Annotated in this window: 16 protein-coding genes; 9 read left to right on the plus strand and 7 right to left on the minus strand. The window is 58.4% G+C overall.

Annotated features, from left to right (window positions below; all coding sequences use genetic code 11):
- Window positions 1–455: 455 nt before the first annotated feature.
- Window positions 456–1409: a sugar-binding transcriptional regulator gene (locus tag ACF8PE_RS05070; RefSeq protein ID WP_032616967.1), complete on the minus strand. Its 954-nt coding sequence runs from the start codon at window positions 1407–1409 to the stop codon at window positions 456–458.
- A gap of 296 nt (window positions 1410–1705) precedes the next feature.
- On the opposite strand from ACF8PE_RS05070, the gene ACF8PE_RS05075 reads away from it, so the two are divergent.
- From ACF8PE_RS05075 to ACF8PE_RS05090, 4 genes are read left to right on the plus strand one after another with little or no spacing between them, the layout of a single operon-like run.
- Window positions 1706–2536, plus strand: a complete 831-nt coding sequence (locus ACF8PE_RS05075; RefSeq protein ID WP_032616966.1) for a transketolase — start codon at window positions 1706–1708, stop codon at window positions 2534–2536.
- Window positions 2529–3479: a transketolase family protein gene (locus tag ACF8PE_RS05080; protein WP_032616965.1), complete on the plus strand. Its 951-nt coding sequence runs from the start codon at window positions 2529–2531 to the stop codon at window positions 3477–3479. Before ACF8PE_RS05075 ends, ACF8PE_RS05080 begins: the two co-directional genes overlap by 8 nt.
- A gap of 34 nt (window positions 3480–3513) precedes the next feature.
- Window positions 3514–4932 (plus strand): L-fucose/L-arabinose isomerase family protein, encoded by a 1419-nt coding sequence (locus tag ACF8PE_RS05085; RefSeq protein ID WP_392494657.1) that lies wholly within the window; start codon window positions 3514–3516, stop codon window positions 4930–4932.
- Window positions 4933–4946: 14 nt separating this feature from the next.
- A complete protein-coding gene (locus ACF8PE_RS05090; protein ID WP_234548746.1) occupies window positions 4947–6446 on the plus strand; it encodes an FGGY family carbohydrate kinase in 1500 nt (499 codons plus the stop codon).
- A gap of 96 nt (window positions 6447–6542) precedes the next feature.
- Here the strand turns inward: ACF8PE_RS05090 and ACF8PE_RS05095 are convergent, their stop codons facing one another.
- The 3 genes from ACF8PE_RS05095 to ACF8PE_RS05105 form a co-directional block, all read right to left on the minus strand.
- A complete protein-coding gene (locus tag ACF8PE_RS05095; RefSeq protein ID WP_032616956.1) occupies window positions 6543–6695 on the minus strand; it encodes a Hok/Gef family protein in 153 nt (50 codons plus the stop codon).
- A gap of 376 nt (window positions 6696–7071) precedes the next feature.
- Entirely contained in the window at window positions 7072–7224 is a 153-nt protein-coding gene (locus tag ACF8PE_RS05100) for a Hok/Gef family protein (RefSeq protein WP_032616956.1), read from the minus strand.
- A gap of 361 nt (window positions 7225–7585) precedes the next feature.
- The gene (locus ACF8PE_RS05105) at window positions 7586–8299 is read right to left on the minus strand and encodes a GNAT family N-acetyltransferase (RefSeq protein WP_392494658.1); all 714 of its coding nucleotides are present in this window, start codon (window positions 8297–8299) and stop codon (window positions 7586–7588) included.
- Between the two features lie 211 nt (window positions 8300–8510).
- Between ACF8PE_RS05105 and ACF8PE_RS05110 the strand changes: the two genes are divergently transcribed.
- The 5 genes from ACF8PE_RS05110 to ACF8PE_RS05130 all read left to right on the plus strand — a co-directional run bounded on the left by ACF8PE_RS05110 (window position 8511) and on the right by ACF8PE_RS05130 (window position 13521).
- Entirely contained in the window at window positions 8511–10079 is a 1569-nt protein-coding gene (locus tag ACF8PE_RS05110; RefSeq protein ID WP_155166417.1) for an ABC transporter substrate-binding protein, read from the plus strand.
- Between the two features lie 66 nt (window positions 10080–10145).
- A complete protein-coding gene (locus ACF8PE_RS05115) occupies window positions 10146–11168 on the plus strand; it encodes an ABC transporter permease (protein WP_032616953.1) in 1023 nt (340 codons plus the stop codon).
- Window positions 11168–12001, plus strand: a complete 834-nt coding sequence (locus ACF8PE_RS05120; protein WP_032616952.1) for an ABC transporter permease — start codon at window positions 11168–11170, stop codon at window positions 11999–12001. The genes ACF8PE_RS05115 and ACF8PE_RS05120 overlap by 1 nt, the downstream gene beginning before the upstream one ends.
- Complete coding sequence (locus tag ACF8PE_RS05125) at window positions 11994–12830, plus strand: ABC transporter ATP-binding protein (protein ID WP_130589196.1); 837 nt, start codon at window positions 11994–11996, stop codon at window positions 12828–12830. The genes ACF8PE_RS05120 and ACF8PE_RS05125 overlap by 8 nt, the downstream gene beginning before the upstream one ends.
- Window positions 12817–13521 carry an ABC transporter ATP-binding protein gene (locus ACF8PE_RS05130; protein WP_392494659.1) on the plus strand — a complete coding sequence of 235 codons (705 nt, stop codon included), beginning with the start codon at window positions 12817–12819 and terminating at the stop codon, window positions 13519–13521. Before ACF8PE_RS05125 ends, ACF8PE_RS05130 begins: the two co-directional genes overlap by 14 nt.
- Before the next feature lie 150 nt (window positions 13522–13671).
- Here ACF8PE_RS05130 and ACF8PE_RS05135 read toward each other — a convergent pair whose 3' ends face one another.
- From ACF8PE_RS05135 to ACF8PE_RS05145, 3 genes are all read right to left on the minus strand, one after another.
- Window positions 13672–14154, minus strand: a complete 483-nt coding sequence (locus ACF8PE_RS05135; RefSeq protein WP_032616949.1) for a cold-shock protein — start codon at window positions 14152–14154, stop codon at window positions 13672–13674.
- A gap of 96 nt (window positions 14155–14250) precedes the next feature.
- Window positions 14251–14496 (minus strand): YmjA family protein, encoded by a 246-nt coding sequence (locus ACF8PE_RS05140; RefSeq protein WP_032616948.1) that lies wholly within the window; start codon window positions 14494–14496, stop codon window positions 14251–14253.
- A gap of 44 nt (window positions 14497–14540) precedes the next feature.
- A complete protein-coding gene (locus ACF8PE_RS05145; RefSeq protein ID WP_032616947.1) occupies window positions 14541–15035 on the minus strand; it encodes a GNAT family N-acetyltransferase in 495 nt (164 codons plus the stop codon).
- Window positions 15036–15166 lie beyond the last annotated feature (131 nt).

Genomic DNA, 15166 nt, shown 5'->3' on the forward strand with positions numbered 1-15166 from the left:
CACGGTCGGCCCCCTCTCCTCTTTGGGGAGAGGGCTGGGGTGAGGGGAACATGCGACTCAGGTGGTGGTTCCGTTCACTTTACGTTCTGCACTTCTCTTTCAGCCGCATCACCCGTGAACGTGCCAGGGGGGCTCGCCGCCTCCCCCCTGGCTACCCCGGCTCCCGGCAAAGAAAATCGCCGCTTCGCGGTACCCTCAGCTTATTCCTTCAGGCTTTCGGGTCGGGCACCAGCCTGCATCCATGCAGGCTATGCCCTCTCGGCGCGTCCCTGCGCCTCGCCCCGGCCTTCCGGAAACGCTTCGGCGATTTTCAGCCGGACAGGGAAGTCGCTGTAAGTCTTTTAAAATATTGTGATTATTTCATTGCTTTAAGGGCAATAAAATTACTGTGGATCCCACCGCCCTGTGTGTGAGAGCCTGGACAAAGGCATCAGGCCGTACCGCTCTCAGGTGACTTACGCCTCTTTCAATAAACTGCGCGCCGTCGGGTAGTCGGTGATTAACACATTGATGTAGTTCCCCTCCAGCGCCCCGCGGATGGCATTGCCTTTTTCGGCGCCACCAGCCAGAGCAATCACCTGCGGGCAGGCGCGGATCTGCGCCAGCTCCATCCCGATGACCGGATCCTCTTCCGGGCTCAGGACCGGCTCGCCGTTGGCGTCGTAATAATGCAGGCAGATATCCCCTACCGCCCCGCGTTCGGCCAGCAGTTTGAGCATGTCCTCGTTGTAGTAGTTACCGGAGTTTTTCAGCAACTGCGAAGGCTCCAGCTCGCCGATGCCGACAATCGCCACATCCACTTCCGCGAATTTGCTCACGACGCCCGCCACGTCCGGGCTGCTCACCAGGCGCGCACGCTCTTCAACCGAATGCTCAATACTTTGCGACGGCAGCAGCCACGCCGGGCAACCGAGGTGCGCCGCCAGCTGCTGGGTGAGGATGGTCGCCTGCACGTTGCCATTCGGCCCTACTCCACCGAGCAGCTGGATCACCCCGGCGGCACGGATATTCTGCGGGTGCATCTCATCCACCATGCAGCGGATAGTGCTGCTCCAGGAGGAGATCCCCACCAGGTCTTCCGGGCGCAGGCGGGTTTCAACATAGTGCGCCGCCGCGCTGCCGATGGCGTGTTTAATCTGAGCGTTGGAGGGGTTCTCCCCCACGTCCACCACGATGGCCTGCCGGATGCCGTACTGCTCTTCCAGCGCCTTTTCCAGCGAGACAAAAATGTTGGTGGGCTGGACGACGGTAATTTTTACCAGCCCCTCTTTCTGGCAGCGCGTCAGCGCCCGCGACACAAAAGATTGCGAGAGATGCAGCAGCGAGGCAATCTCGGACTGCTTTTTATTCTCGCTGTAATACAGTGTGGCGATCTTGACCAGTAATCGCTGTTCATCCTGCTTCGACATAACGTTCCCCTTAATCGGCTGCCGTTATTTTTATTCATCACTGAATATTTAACAAGCAAGCGCCGGTACGATCTCACGGGCAAATGTGATCCTTTTCTCCTTTCTTCGAAATTTGCCCGCTCAAAGCGTAGACAAACCCCGGGGCAAGGCATATCTTACATAACATGAATAATAAATCAGCATTGAATATATATTCAAAGCGGTCATAACTCCCTGCTGTGACAAAGAGAACAGGGAAATAACGCACCCGGCTGGAATAATTATTCACAATAGATTATAAATTCAGGAGGTATGTTATGAATCCGTTTTCGCTCTCCATCGCGGAGCTTGAATCCCGGGCGCGCTCGATACGTCGCCGGATCATCGTGCTGAATGCCGAAAGCCCGGCGGGCGGCCATACTGGCGCCGATCTTTCGCAGGTTGAACTGCTCACCGCCCTCTACTTCCGCATTCTGAACTGCTCCCCGCAGCTGAAGGACAGCGATGAACGCGATATCTACATCCAGTCGAAAGGCCACGCGGTGGGCGGCTATTACTGCGTGCTGGCCGAGGCCGGGTTTATCCCGGTCGAGTGGCTGTCCACCTATCAGCATGCCGACTCTCACCTGCCTGGCCACCCGGTCAAACACAAAACCCCCGGTATTGAGCTGAACACCGGCGCACTGGGGCATGGCCTGCCGGTGGCGGTGGGGATCGCGCTGGCCGCGAAACGCAACAACAGCAAACGCCGGGTGTTTGTGGTGACCGGCGACGGTGAACTGGCGGAAGGCAGCAACTGGGAAGCCGCGCTGGTGGCTGCCCATTACCAGCTGGATAACCTGTTTATTATCAACGACAAAAACAACCTGCAACTGGCTGGCTCCACCAAAGAGATCCTCAATACCGATCCGCTGGATGCGAAGTGGAAAGCCTTTGGCCTGGAGGTCACCGGCTGTAACGGTAATGACATGGCGGATGTGGTCGCCACGCTTGAAGGCCTGACGCCCAACGGCAAACCGCATGTCGTGATCGCCCATACCACCAAAGGCGCGGGGATCTCGTTTATTCAGGGACGGCCTGAATGGCACCACCGCGTGCCGAAAGGGGAAGAAATTGAACTGGCGCTGGAGGAACTGAAAGATGAGTAATAGCGAACACCTCGCCACGGTGATGGTTAATGCCTTTATTGATGCCGTCGATCGCGGCGTGGACCTGGTCCCGGTGGTGGCAGACTCCACCTCCACGGCAAAAATCGCCCCGTTTATGCAGCGTTTTCCGGGCCGCCTGGTGAACGTCGGCATCGCCGAGCAGACGCTGGTCGGTGCCGCAGCCGGGCTGGCGATTGGCGGCAAGATCGCCGTCACCTGTAACGCCGCGCCGTTTTTGATCTCCCGCGCTAACGAGCAGATCAAAGTCGATATCTGCTACAACAACACCAACGTGAAGCTGTTCGGTCTGAACGCGGGTGCCAGCTACGGCCCGCTCGCCAGCACCCACCACAGCATCGACGATATCGCCATTATGCGCGGCTTCGGCAATATCGAAATTTACGCCCCCTCCAGCCCGAACGAATGCCGCCAGATCATTGACTACGCCCTCGACCACGTGGGGCCGGTCTATATCCGTCTGGACGGGAAAAACCTGCCGGAGCTGCATGACGAAAACTACCAGTTTGCCCCGGGCAAGATTGACGTTCTGCGTGTGGGTCAGGATGTGGCGCTGGTGGCAATGGGTTCCACCGTACATGAAATAGTGGAAGCCGCCGCACAACTCGCGGAAGAAGGTATTGACGCCACTGTTATCAGCGTTCCATCTATTCGTCCCTGTGATACCCAACAGTTACTGGCAGCCATGCGATCCTGCAAGGCGGTGGTGAGCGTCGAGGAGCATAACGTCAACGGCGGCGTCGGCAGCCTGGTGGCGGAAGTGCTGGCCGAAGCCGGATGCGCCGTGCCGCTGAAACGGCTGGGGATCCCGGATGGACAATACGCGATTGCCGCCGACAGAGCGTCAACGCGGGCACGCCACGAGATTGATGTCGCGGGGGTGGTGAAACACGCCCGGGAAATGCTGACGCGACAACTTTGCTGAAAATAACAACAACATCTTACTGGAGAAAAAAGCAATGTCCCGAATTCCTCAACAACTCACAATGGGCGTGATCATCGGCAACCGCGGGTTTTTCCCGAGCTATCTGGTGGCAGAAGCGCGCGAGCAGGCAATCGCCCTGTTTGGCCGCCTGGGGATCAACATCGTGATGCTCGATCCCAGCCAGACCGAACTGGGCGGCGTCGAAACCCGTCAGGATGCGAAAGTCTGCGCCGAGCTGTTTCGTGCCCATCGCGATCGTATTCACGGTGTGGTGGTGCTGCTGCCTAACTTTGGTGATGAAAAAGCGGTGGCGGAAACCCTGCGTCTCTCCGGCCTGAACGTGCCGGTGCTGGTACAGGCCGAGGAAGACAATCTCGACAAGATGGGGCTGGCGACCCGCCGCGACAGCTTCTGCGGCAAGATCTCCCTGTGCAACAACCTGCGCCAGTACGGCATTCCCTTTACCCTCACCTCCCAGCATGTTTGCGCCCTGACCGGGGAGGTGTTTGAGCAGGATCTGAAGCGTTTCGAGCAGGTGTGCCGTGTGGTAAGCAGCATGCGAGGGGTGCGCGTGGGGGCCATCGGTGCCCGTCCGGCAGGCTTTAACACCGTGCGCTACAGCGAGAAGCTGCTGGAACGCCTCGGCATTGCCGTGGAAACCCTCGACCTGTCTGAAGTGTTCACCCGCATTAAAACCCTGCGCGATGACGATATCCGCGTGGATGAAAAACGCCGGATCCTGATCGACAACGCCGACGCCAGCCGCATTCCGGCTGACAAGCTGGTGACCATGGCGAAGCTGTTTGTGGTGATCAGCGAGTGGGTGGTCGCTAACGACATCGACACTACCGCTATCCAGTGCTGGACCTCCCTGCAGGAGAACCTCGGCATTAACGTCTGCTCGATCATGAGCGTAATGTCCGGCCAGCTGATGCCGAGCGCCTGCGAAGTGGACGTGATGGGCGCGCTCTCCATGTACGCTCTGGCGAGCAGCAATATGAATCCCGCCTCGATTGCCGACTGGAACAACAACTTCGGCGACGATCGCGACAAATGTGTCCTGTTCCACTGCGGTAACTTCGCCGCCTCCAGCCTGGAATCGCCACACATGGGCACCGCCGACATCATCGGCACCACGGTGGGGAAAGAGAACACCTGCGGCGCGGTCCACGGTCGTCTGAAAAGCGGCCCGCTCACCTACTTCCGCCTGAGCACCGACGATCTCACCGGGGAAATCAAAGCCTATGTAGGCCAGGGCCAGTCGGTAGACGATCCGCTGGATACGGTGGGCTGCCGGGCGGTGATTCAGGTTCCACATCTGGAAAACCTGCTGAACTGGATCTGCCGCAACGGCTTTGAACATCACGTGGCGATGAACCACTCCGCCAGCGCGGAGATCCTGCATGAAGCCTTCACCCGCTACCTTGGCGTCTCAACCTATCTTCATCGTTAAGGCAGGAGGCCGCTATGTCGGTGAACAAGGACATTATTATTGCCCTCGATGAGGGCACCACCAATGCGAAAGCGGTGGCGCTGGACGCAAAGGGGCACGTCGTGGCGAGCTTCTCCCAGGCGCTGGCGATTCAGACCCCGCACGAAGGCTGGGTAGAACAATCCGCCGAACTGCTGGTAGCGGCCTCTTTCGAGGTAGTCGCCCGGACGATTGCCTCCGTTGGGGCAGATCGCGTTGCCGCGCTGGCAATCAGCAACCAGCGCGAAACCGTGGTGGGCTGGGATCGGGCAACCGGCCAGCCCATTGCGCCTGCGCTCAGCTGGCAGTGTTCCCGCACCGCGGCCTTTTGTCATGAGCTGCGGGAACAGGGTCACGGGCCGCGCATCAAGGCGGCAACGGGCCTGCCTATCGCGCCGCTGTTTTCAGGCTCCAAAATGCGCTGGCTGCTGGATAACACGCCCGACGGCGCACAGCGCGCCGCCCGGGGTGAAATCTGCCTGGGCACCGTAGACAGCTGGCTGCTGTGGCAGTTGACGCAGGGTCAGTCCTTCAGCTGCGACCACGCTAACGCCGCCCGCACTCAGCTGATGAACCTGCATACCGCCGACTGGGACCCGGAGATGCTGGCGCTGTTTGGCATCCCGCGTGCGGCGCTGCCTGATATCAAACCTTCCAGCGGACTGTTTGGTTATACCCGCGGTTGCCCGTCGATCCCTGACGGACTGCCGGTGATGGCGATGATCGGTGATTCCCACGCCGCGCTGTTTGCCCACGGGCTGGGCGCTGAAGGCTGCGTGAAAGCAACCTACGGCACCGGGTCGTCGGTGATGGCACCGGTCTCCTCCGCGCTCTGCGATGTCAGCGCGCTGGCCACCACCGTGGCGTGGCATGACGGCGAGACCCTGGTCTACGGGCTGGAGGGCAATATCCCGCACACCGGCGATGCGGTGGCATGGATGGCAGACAGCACCGGCTTAAGTGAGCTGTCGCAGGCAGAGCTGATCCATGAGCTGAACACCCTGCCCCGCTCGGTGGATTCCACGCTTGGCGTCTATTTTGTGCCAGCGCTTACTGGCCTTGGGGCACCCTGGTGGGATGAAAACGCACGCGGCATGATCCACGGCCTGAGCCGGGGCGTGAAGCGGGCGCACCTGATCCGTGCGGCGCTGGAGGCAATTGCCTATCAGATTGCTGACGTGGTGCAGGCGATGCGCGTCCATCCGGGCTTTACGCTGAACGCGCTGATGGTTGACGGCGGGCCAACGAAAAACGACTGGCTGATGCAGTACCAGGCGGATCTGCTTGGCTGCCCGGTGATGCGCAGCGACGTGCCGGAACTCTCAGCCATGGGGGCCGCCCTGCTGGCCCGTAAGGCGCTGTTTAACCTGACTACCGCGCAGCTGCGACAGTATCTGCCGGAGCATGTCACTTTTACCCCGGATATGGCGCGCCACGCCCGACTACAGACCCGCTGGCAAGCCTGGCAGGAGACGGTTGAGCGGGTACGGACGTAAAAATGCCCCGCCTGGCTGTAAGTCAGACGGGGCAAAAAAACGGGTGCCTGTACCAAACCAGCAACCGGATAGGCGGGGATTACTCCCCGCATACCGCTACTTCTTCGTTTCGTAAGCGAGAACAGCTTTCACTTCCCAGTCACGCTCCTTAAAGCTCAGCTCGCACAATGTCTCGCGAACCAGAAACGTGACCCCCAGCACGGTTAACCCCATTACCAGGATCGCCGCAAAGGCGTACTTGTTAAGCATGTCATTGCCTCCTTGCTAAGAAGGGGCTACCATCCAAATTGCTTAGGTTTGGTTGTGGTAGCCCCGGTTGATGGAAACATCTCCGGGGCATTTGCTTTCTGGCCCACCACACCTGCCTGCGCTCAGAAAGCATCAGGCACCCGCCGCAATACTACTCCCTCCCGGACTGAAAAAGCGCCACTTACCTGTGCATTTATCCAGCCAAAATCATCTTTCAGAAAACGTTTAGATCGCAGGAAAAATTGACCTTTGGGTGGCCGCCCGAGAAAGGCAGAAATAAAAATGCCCCGCCTGGCGATACACCAGACGGGGCAAAAAAACGGGTGCCCGAACCAAACCGACAACCGGATAGGCGGGGATTGCTCCCCGCATACCGCTACTTCTTCGTTTCGTAAGCGAGAACAGCTTTCACTTCCCAGTCACGCTCCTTAAAGCTCAGCTCGCACAATGTCTCGCGAACCAGAAACGTGACCCCCAGCACGGTTAAACCCATTACCAGGATCGCCGCAAAGGCGTACTTGTTAAGCATGTCATTGCCTCCTTGCTAAGAAGGGGCTACCATCCAAATTGTTCAGGTTTGGTTGTGGTAGCCCCGGTTGATGGAAACATCTCCGGGGCATTTGCTTTCTGGCCCACCACACCTGCCTGCGCTCAGAAAGCATCAGGCACCCGCCGCAATACTACTCCCTCCCGGGCTGAAAAACCGCCACTTACCTGTGCATTTATCCAGTCAAAATCATCTTTCAGAAAACGTTTAGATCGCAGGAAAAATTGACCTTTGGGTGGCCGCCCGAGAAAGGCAGAAATAAAAATGCCCCGTCTGACGATTAATCAGACGGAGCAATACAGCTAAAGAGACTTTTCAGAATACGTTCAGATTGCCGGAAAAATCAGGCCGTTTCCGGGCGAATATGAAATGTCTCCAGCCGCCTGATTTGCCGCCCATTCTCATCAAAATTATCCTCTGCCAGCCAGCCGCGAATGGCTGCGTCCCGTTCCGGCCATTCGCTGTCGATTATCGACAGCATATCGCTGTCGCGGTTGCGGCCTTTGCGCACCAGTTTCTGCCGCAGCCGCCCTTCCCAGACAAAGCCCAGCCGCTCGGCGGCACGACGCGAGGCAATATTCATCGAATCGCACTTCCACTCCAGCCGACGGTAGCCCCGTTCAAAGCCATACTTCAGCAGCAGCCATATTGCTTCGGTGCCGAGCGGGCTGTTTTTCATTTTCCGCGACCAGGTGACATGACCAATCTCCACCGAGCCGAGCTGCTGTTCAATCGCCATATAGCAGACCAGCCCGACGGCGCGCTCGCTGTGGCGATCGATCACCGCAAAGGGCACCAGCGCTTCATCCTGCACTTTGCCCTGCAACCAGTCGACGGTGGCTTCTATGCTGGCAGGCTGATTACTGGCAAGCCAGGTCCAGTCGCTGTCATCGCCCAGGGCATAGGCATCGAACAGATCCACTCCATGCTGTGCCGCATCCAGCGGCTCAAGACGACAAAACCGCCCTTCCAGCACGCCACGCTCTAATACGCTGGCCCCTTGCCAGTCGGGAACAGGATCGTTAACGGTTTGACCCCAGCTATTAATTTCCGGCACGCTCTACCCCTTTTTGATTGTTAATAGATTGTTATTTTTACAATACAGGATTGCCTGCTTAACAGTAACGCTGCCTTTACTAATAACCATAAATAATTCGTTATGCGCTATGGTAATAAGCTAAGCAGAATTAAGACTTTCCTAAATTCAGCTCGCCCCCCTAACGTAACGGTCTATAAAACAATCAAAAACAAGACGTTCAGGGATCACTATGACAAAAAAAGTACTGCCGTTATTGGTGCTGGCTGCGCTGTCAGCAACCGTCCATGCCGCTACGCCACCGGATACGCTGGTGGTTGCTCAGGGTCTTGATGACATCGTCAGCCTCGATCCGGCAGAAGCCAATGAGCTTTCCAGCATCCAGACCGTGCCGAGCCTGTATCAACGTCTGGTGCAGCCGGACCGCGACAACCCGGAAAAAATAACTCCGATTCTGGCCGAGAGCTGGGAAGCGGATGCGGCCGCAAAAACCCTGACCATTAAGCTAAAACCGGACGCGAAATTTGCCTCCGGCAACCCGCTGCGCCCGGAAGATGTCATCTTCTCGTATACCCGCGCCATCACCCTGAACAAGTCTCCGGCCTTTATTCTTAACGTGCTGGGCTGGGAGCCGGGCAACATCGCCAGCCAGTTGAAGAAGGTGGATGACCACACCCTGCAGCTGCACTGGACGGCAGACGTCAGCCCGTCCGTTGCGCTGAACATCCTCTCTACGCCAATCGCTTCCATCGTGGACGAGAAGTTAGTCACGGCGAACGTAAAGGGTGATGACCTTGGCAACGCATGGCTGAAGATGCACTCTGCGGGCAGCGGCGCGTATAAAATGCGCGTCTATCAGCCGCATCAGGCCATCGTGTTAGAAGCCAACGCCAGCGCACCGGGCGGCGCGCCGAAGCTGAAAAACATCATTATCAAAAATGTGCCGGATCCCGCCTCCCGTCGCCTGCTGATTGAGCAGGGTGATGCCGATGTCGCCCGCGATCTCGGTGCCGACCAGGTGGGTGCCCTCACCGGCAAGCCGGGCGTCAGCGTCTTGAGCATCCCCTCTGCGGAACAAAACTACCTGGTGTTTAACGCCGGGAACAGCGCCAACCCGCTGCTGAATAATCCGGCCTTCTGGGAAGCGTCACGCTGGCTGGTGGATTATGAAGGCATTACCAAAGATCTGCTGAAAGGCCAGTATTTTGTCCACCAGAGCTTCCTGCCGGTAGGCCTGCCGGGCGCGCTGGAGAACAATCCGTTCAGGTTTGATCCCGCAAAAGCGAAAGAGATTCTGGCTAAAGCGGGTATCAAAGACGCCCACTTCACGCTGGACGTAGAGAACAAACCGCCGTTTATCACCATCGCCCAGTCAATGCAGGCGAGCTTTGCCCAGGGCGGCGTGAAGGTTGATCTGCTGCCAGCTGCGGGCAGCCAGGTGTATGCCCGCGTGCGCGCTAAACAGCACCAGGCCGCCATCCGTCTGTGGATCCCGGATTATTTTGATGCGCACTCTAACGCCAGCGCCTTCGCCTGGAACGACGGCAAATCCAGCACCGTGGCCGGGCTTAACGGCTGGCAGATCCCGGAGCTGAACAAAGCCACGCTGGCGGCGGTAGCCGAGCCGGATCCAGCCAAACGCCTCGACCTGTATAAGCAGATGCAGGAGCAACTGCAGCACACATCGCCGTACGTGTTTGTCGATCAGGGCAAAACCCAGATCGTGGTGCGCGATAACGTGAAGGGTTATCAGCAGGGGCTGAATGCGGATATGGTCTGGTACGACCGCGTAACGAAGTAAGTTTTCCCCCTCTCCCCCTGGGGAGAGGGGAAGTCCGTGCTCTCATTCAGGAATAACGATTTTCCCATGCCTCCTCTTTCTACCCACGTGGCACGCGTTTTACAGGGCCTGCTGACCCTGTTCCTCACGCTGCTCGGGCTTTTGCTCGTGACCTTTGCGCTCTCCGCGCTCTCGCCGGTCGATCGCGTTTTGCAGATCGTTGGCGATCACGCCAGCCAGTCCACCTACGATCAGGTTCGCCACCAGCTTGGGCTGGATCAGCCGCTGCCGGTGCAGTTCTGGCATTATCTGGTTGATCTTGTGCACGGCGATCTCGGCACCGCCAGCGCCACCGGGCAACCGGTACTCCAGGATCTACTGCACGCCTTCCCGGCGACCCTTGAGCTGGCTACTCTGGCGTTAATTCTCGGTTCACTGCTGGGAGTCATGGCGGGGGTGCTGTGCGCCCGGTACGCCGGTTCGCCGCTCGATATGGTTATCCGCACGCTTACCCTGCTCGGTAACTCGGTGCCCATTTTCTGGCTCGGGCTGCTGATGCTGGCGCTGTTCTACGCGAAGCTGCAGTGGAGCGCCGGGCCAGGTCGGCTGGATGATATCTGGCAATACACCGTCGAACCGCGCAGCGGATTTGCGCTGATCGACACCTGGCTTTCCGGCGACATGGCGGCCTTCAAAAATGCCGCCAGCCATCTGGTGCTGCCGGTGCTGCTCCTGGCCTACTATTCACTGGCGAGCATCACCCGCCTGACCCGCTCGGCGTGCCTGAGTGAGATGAATAAAGAGTACATCCTGCTGGCACGCGCCAAAGGGGCGGGCGAAATGACCATCCTGCTGCGCCACGTGCTGCCCAATATTCGCAGCACCCTGTTCACCGTGATTGCGCTGGCCTACACCAGCATGCTGGAAGGGGCGGTGTTAACAGAGACCGTGTTCTCGTGGCCGGGGATTGGTCGTTACCTCACGACCGCCCTGTTCGCCGGGGATACCACCGCCATCATGGGCGGGACGCTGCTGATCGGCGTCTGTTTCGTGCTGATTAATAACCTGACCGACCTGCTGGTGCGGTTCACTGACCCGAGGGTGCGCTGATGCCGTTTTATCTGTTTTTGCGTCGTCTGCGCCGCTCGCCAGCGGCATTTTGTGGGCTAATCATTATTACCCTGCTGCTGCTGGTGGCGCTGTTCGCCCCGTGGCTGGCTCCGCTGGATCCGAACTGGCAGGACGCCGCCGCCCGTCTGCAATCCCCGAATGCCCAACACTGGCTTGGCACCGACAGCTACGGGCGTGACCTGCTTTCAAGGCTGATCTACGGTAGCCGACCGGCGCTGGGGCTGGTGGCCTTAGTGACGGTCATTACCTTGCCCGCGGGCCTGCTGGTGGGGATTTTGTCCGGCTACTACGGCGGCTGGCTGGAGCGGGTGCTGATGCGCTTCACCGACGTGGTGATGTCGATGCCGCGGCTGATCCTCGCCTTTGCTTTTGTCGCCATGCTCGGCCCGGGGCTGGTTAACGGCGCGCTGGCGCTGGCGTTAACCACCTGGCCCGCTTACGCTCGTCAGGCGCGCAGCGAGATCCAGCGCCTGCGTCACAGCGACTATCTGGCCGCCGCCGAGATGATGGGCATTCGTGGTTTTCGCCTGCTGCTGGGGCACATTCTGCCGCTGTGCCTGCCCTCGGCCATTGTGCGGCTGGCGCTCGATCTGGCGGGAATTATCCTCGCAGCGGCCGGGCTGGGCTTCCTCGGTCTGGGCGCGCGTCCACCGATGGCTGAATGGGGGGCGATGATCGCGGACGGGATGCAGGTCATTTTCGATCAGTGGTGGATTGCCGCCATTCCGGGCGGGGCGATCCTGATTGCCAGCCTGGCCTTTAATCTGCTGGGCGACGGCCTGCGCGACGTGCTGGAGCCACAACATGACTGAACCACGCATTATTGTCGATTCCCTGACGATTGATTATCCCGCCGCACGGGTCGTCAACAACGTCAGCTTTACCCTGGGCAATGAACGCCTGGCGGTGGTCGGGGAGTCCGGCTCGGGCAAGTCGATGACCGCCCGGGCGCTGATGGGGCTGGTGCGAACGCCAGGCCGGGTCAGCGCACAACAGCTCACTGTGCTGGGGCACGACCTTACCACCCTGTCGCCACGCGGCTGGCGACAGTTGCGCGGCAATGAGATTGCGATGGTGCTTCAGGATCCGCGCTACGCCCTCAACCCGGTGAAAAACGTGCAGGCGCAGCTGGATGAAGCATTAACCCTGCACCAGTCGCTGCCGCGCCGGGAGCGTGTGGCACGCATCCGCGAGATGATTCACGCTGTGGGTCTGACCGACGCGGTGCTGAGCCGCTATCCGGGGGAGCTCTCTGGCGGTATGGGCCAGCGGGTGATGATCGCCATCGCGCTTATCAACAACCCACGGGTGCTGATTGCCGATGAACCGACCTCTGCGCTTGATGCACGCTTGCGGAATCAAATCCTTGAGCTGCTGGTAGAGCAGTGCGCGCAACGCCAGATGGCGATGCTGCTGATTAGCCACGATCTGCCGCTGGTAGCGGAACATTGCGACCGCGTGCTGGTGATGTATCAGGGGGAGAAGGTGGATGAGATGGCGGCGAGTCAGCTTTCCCAGGCCACCCATCCCTATACGCAGACGCTGTGGACCTGCCGCCCTGATGCCAGCACTTTCGGGCAGATGCTGCCGACGCTCGACCGCACTCAGCCGTGGAAGGAGACACCTCATGGCACTCGTTAATGTAGAACAGCTTCAGGTGACTTTCGGTGAGAAAACGGCGGTCTCTGCGGCCAGCTTTGCGATTGAGCCAGGCGAAACCTTCAGCCTGATTGGTGAATCGGGCTGCGGAAAATCGACCATTCTGCGGGTGCTGGCCGGGCTGCAGCGCCAGTGGCACGGCAACATTCAGGTGCTGGGCGACCGGCTCCAGCCCGGGATGCGCTTTACCGGCGCGCTGCGGCGCAACGTGCAGATGGTCTTTCAGGACCCCTGGGCCTCGCTGCATCCGAACCACACCCTGTCACGCACCCTGGGGGAGCCGTTACAGATCCACGGTGAAACGCAGATCGCAGAAAAGGTGGCGGAGGCGCTGCAGCAGGTGGGGCTGACCGCCGACGCGGGCAAGCGCTATCCCCACCAGCTCTCCGGCGGACAACGTCAGCGCGTGGCGATTGCCCGGGCGCTGCTGTTACGCCCTCAGCTTCTGCTGCTGGATGAACCCACCTCGGCGCTGGATATGTCGGTGCAGGCGGAGATCCTTAACCTGCTGAATCGCCTGAAAAAGCAGCACGGAATGACCTATCTGTTGGTTAGCCATGACGCGGATGTGATTGCCCATATGTCAGACCGGGCCGCGTTAATGGCGGGTGGCGCGATCGCGCGTTTCTTTGACCGCGAAGCCTTAAACGCGGGTGAACATCGGATGAAATAGCGGCAAAGCCTTGCGGCGCTTACGCGGGCTGGAAGGTAAAAGCAAAACGGCGACCAGGTCGCCGTTTTTAGGGTTCGCGCACCCGGTGAGTGCCACGGGGTGAGAGCATCAGGCCGCACTTTCTCAGGCCGGGTAACGCCAGCCGGCAGATTACTTCAGGCTCTGCAGCTGTTTCACCGTGGCATCGATGTCGATCTCATCTTCTGAGAAGATGAACGTTCTGCCCGAGAAAGTGGTGATCGCCAGCTTTTTCACCGAACGCATCTCCCCGGCTTTCGCGGTTGATTTCGGGGCGATATTGCCCATCAGGCTCTTCACCGTCAGCACCCCGTTTTCTTTATCAATCCGGGCTTCGGCAGGCTCTTCTTCGCGGTACACCAGGTACGACTTGATGGCGGTAATTTTATGACGCTCGCCATCAAGGAAGATGTATTTGCTTTCCGGTATGACTTTTACCGCAAACGCTGACAAACCCTTGTTGTTGGTGGTAGGTTCAAACGTCACTGCGGCATCTTTCTTAATCAGATCAGGGTTGGCGACCTTAATCACGTGAAAATAGCGGTTATCGCCGTTTTCATCTTTGATAAATCCAAAACCCTTATCTGCAAACCACGTCGTGATTGTTCCGTTCATCGCCTTTACCACCTGATTAATCGTTTACCAACTCAATTTTTGCCGCGCGCAGTGTAAAGCACAACGCCTGCACAGACTATGCCTTTCATGCAGGAACTACTCATTACCCCACTGATTGAGGAAATTGGCGATATCATCGATGCGCTTCGTGTCGATACCCGCTTCGACTGCCATCTCGGTCTGCGCCTCTTCGCTGATCTCTTCGTTATTCATCAGACGGGTGATCAACAGCTGGAAATAGAGCGCCAGGGGATCGCGTTCTGCTTCGCTCACCGGCGTTGCGGCTTCCGTCGTGTACTCATCCACGATGTCATAATATTTAATCGGTACGTCGTTGCTCATGCGTTATCCTCAGGATGTCGGTTGCTGCCTGGATAATAGCATCCTCAGGTCCTTTTTTCCGCGAGACCCACAATAGACTTGCTCATGTTGACGCCCGTAACCCCAAAACCGCTGGTCTCGTAGAGGTGCCGGGCACGAGCATTATCACCTGCCACACGCAGTCTGATCTCCTTGAAACCCTGCTCGCGCAGATGCGCTTCCAAATCGCGAAGAGTCTGTTTACCCAGCCCCTGCCCCTGACAGGCTGTGAAAATATGAAAATCATAGATAAACACTGAACGCATCATCGTATCGGGTTTGTACCAGAGATAACCGACCTGCCTGTTGGTCTGATCTATCGGCGCAACAAGAGAGCATAAAACGTGTCCATGCGTATTCACGCCCTCAGGAAGCATTTCGGCGATTTCCTGCTTTGCTCTGGCAAGCGAATCAGGTTGAGAGAGCCCATAGTTTGACCCGATCTCATCGGCATAATCGTGAATAAAATAGTCAAGATAAGCAGGATACTCATCTTCTGTCAGCGGACGAAATGAGACCATCGCTTACTCCGTAGTGTTCATAATCAGGGCGATATTAATAACGATAAGGCCGCTGAAACGTCAATATGATTAGCTTTTGAACCCGGTCGGGTTTCGTTGCTATGGGGAAAAGGTGAATATCACCCGTTGTC

Source organism: Leclercia sp. GLN_9 (genome assembly GCF_043105735.1).
Lineage (GTDB): Bacteria > Pseudomonadota > Gammaproteobacteria > Enterobacterales > Enterobacteriaceae > Enterobacter > Enterobacter adecarboxylatus.

Bases quoted from the DNA above. Each gene is read 5' to 3' on its own strand.
- ACF8PE_RS05070 (WP_032616967.1), bottom strand. From the start codon at position 1,409: ATGTCGAAGCAGGATGAACAGCGATTACTGGTCAAGATCGCCACACTG.
- ACF8PE_RS05075 (WP_032616966.1), top strand. From the start codon at position 1,706: ATGAATCCGTTTTCGCTCTCCATCGCGGAGCTTGAATCCCGGGCGCGC.
- ACF8PE_RS05080 (WP_032616965.1), top strand. From the start codon at position 2,529: ATGAGTAATAGCGAACACCTCGCCACGGTGATGGTTAATGCCTTTATT.
- ACF8PE_RS05085 (WP_392494657.1), top strand. From the start codon at position 3,514: ATGTCCCGAATTCCTCAACAACTCACAATGGGCGTGATCATCGGCAAC.
- ACF8PE_RS05090 (WP_234548746.1), top strand. From the start codon at position 4,947: ATGTCGGTGAACAAGGACATTATTATTGCCCTCGATGAGGGCACCACC.
- ACF8PE_RS05095 (WP_032616956.1), bottom strand. From the start codon at position 6,695: ATGCTTAACAAGTACGCCTTTGCGGCGATCCTGGTAATGGGGTTAACC.
- ACF8PE_RS05100 (WP_032616956.1), bottom strand. From the start codon at position 7,224: ATGCTTAACAAGTACGCCTTTGCGGCGATCCTGGTAATGGGTTTAACC.
- ACF8PE_RS05110 (WP_155166417.1), top strand. From the start codon at position 8,511: ATGACAAAAAAAGTACTGCCGTTATTGGTGCTGGCTGCGCTGTCAGCA.
- ACF8PE_RS05115 (WP_032616953.1), top strand. From the start codon at position 10,146: ATGCCTCCTCTTTCTACCCACGTGGCACGCGTTTTACAGGGCCTGCTG.
- ACF8PE_RS05120 (WP_032616952.1), top strand. From the start codon at position 11,168: ATGCCGTTTTATCTGTTTTTGCGTCGTCTGCGCCGCTCGCCAGCGGCA.
- ACF8PE_RS05125 (WP_130589196.1), top strand. From the start codon at position 11,994: ATGACTGAACCACGCATTATTGTCGATTCCCTGACGATTGATTATCCC.
- ACF8PE_RS05130 (WP_392494659.1), top strand. From the start codon at position 12,817: ATGGCACTCGTTAATGTAGAACAGCTTCAGGTGACTTTCGGTGAGAAA.
- ACF8PE_RS05135 (WP_032616949.1), bottom strand. From the start codon at position 14,154: ATGAACGGAACAATCACGACGTGGTTTGCAGATAAGGGTTTTGGATTT.
- ACF8PE_RS05140 (WP_032616948.1), bottom strand. From the start codon at position 14,496: ATGAGCAACGACGTACCGATTAAATATTATGACATCGTGGATGAGTAC.
- ACF8PE_RS05145 (WP_032616947.1), bottom strand. From the start codon at position 15,035: ATGGTCTCATTTCGTCCGCTGACAGAAGATGAGTATCCTGCTTATCTT.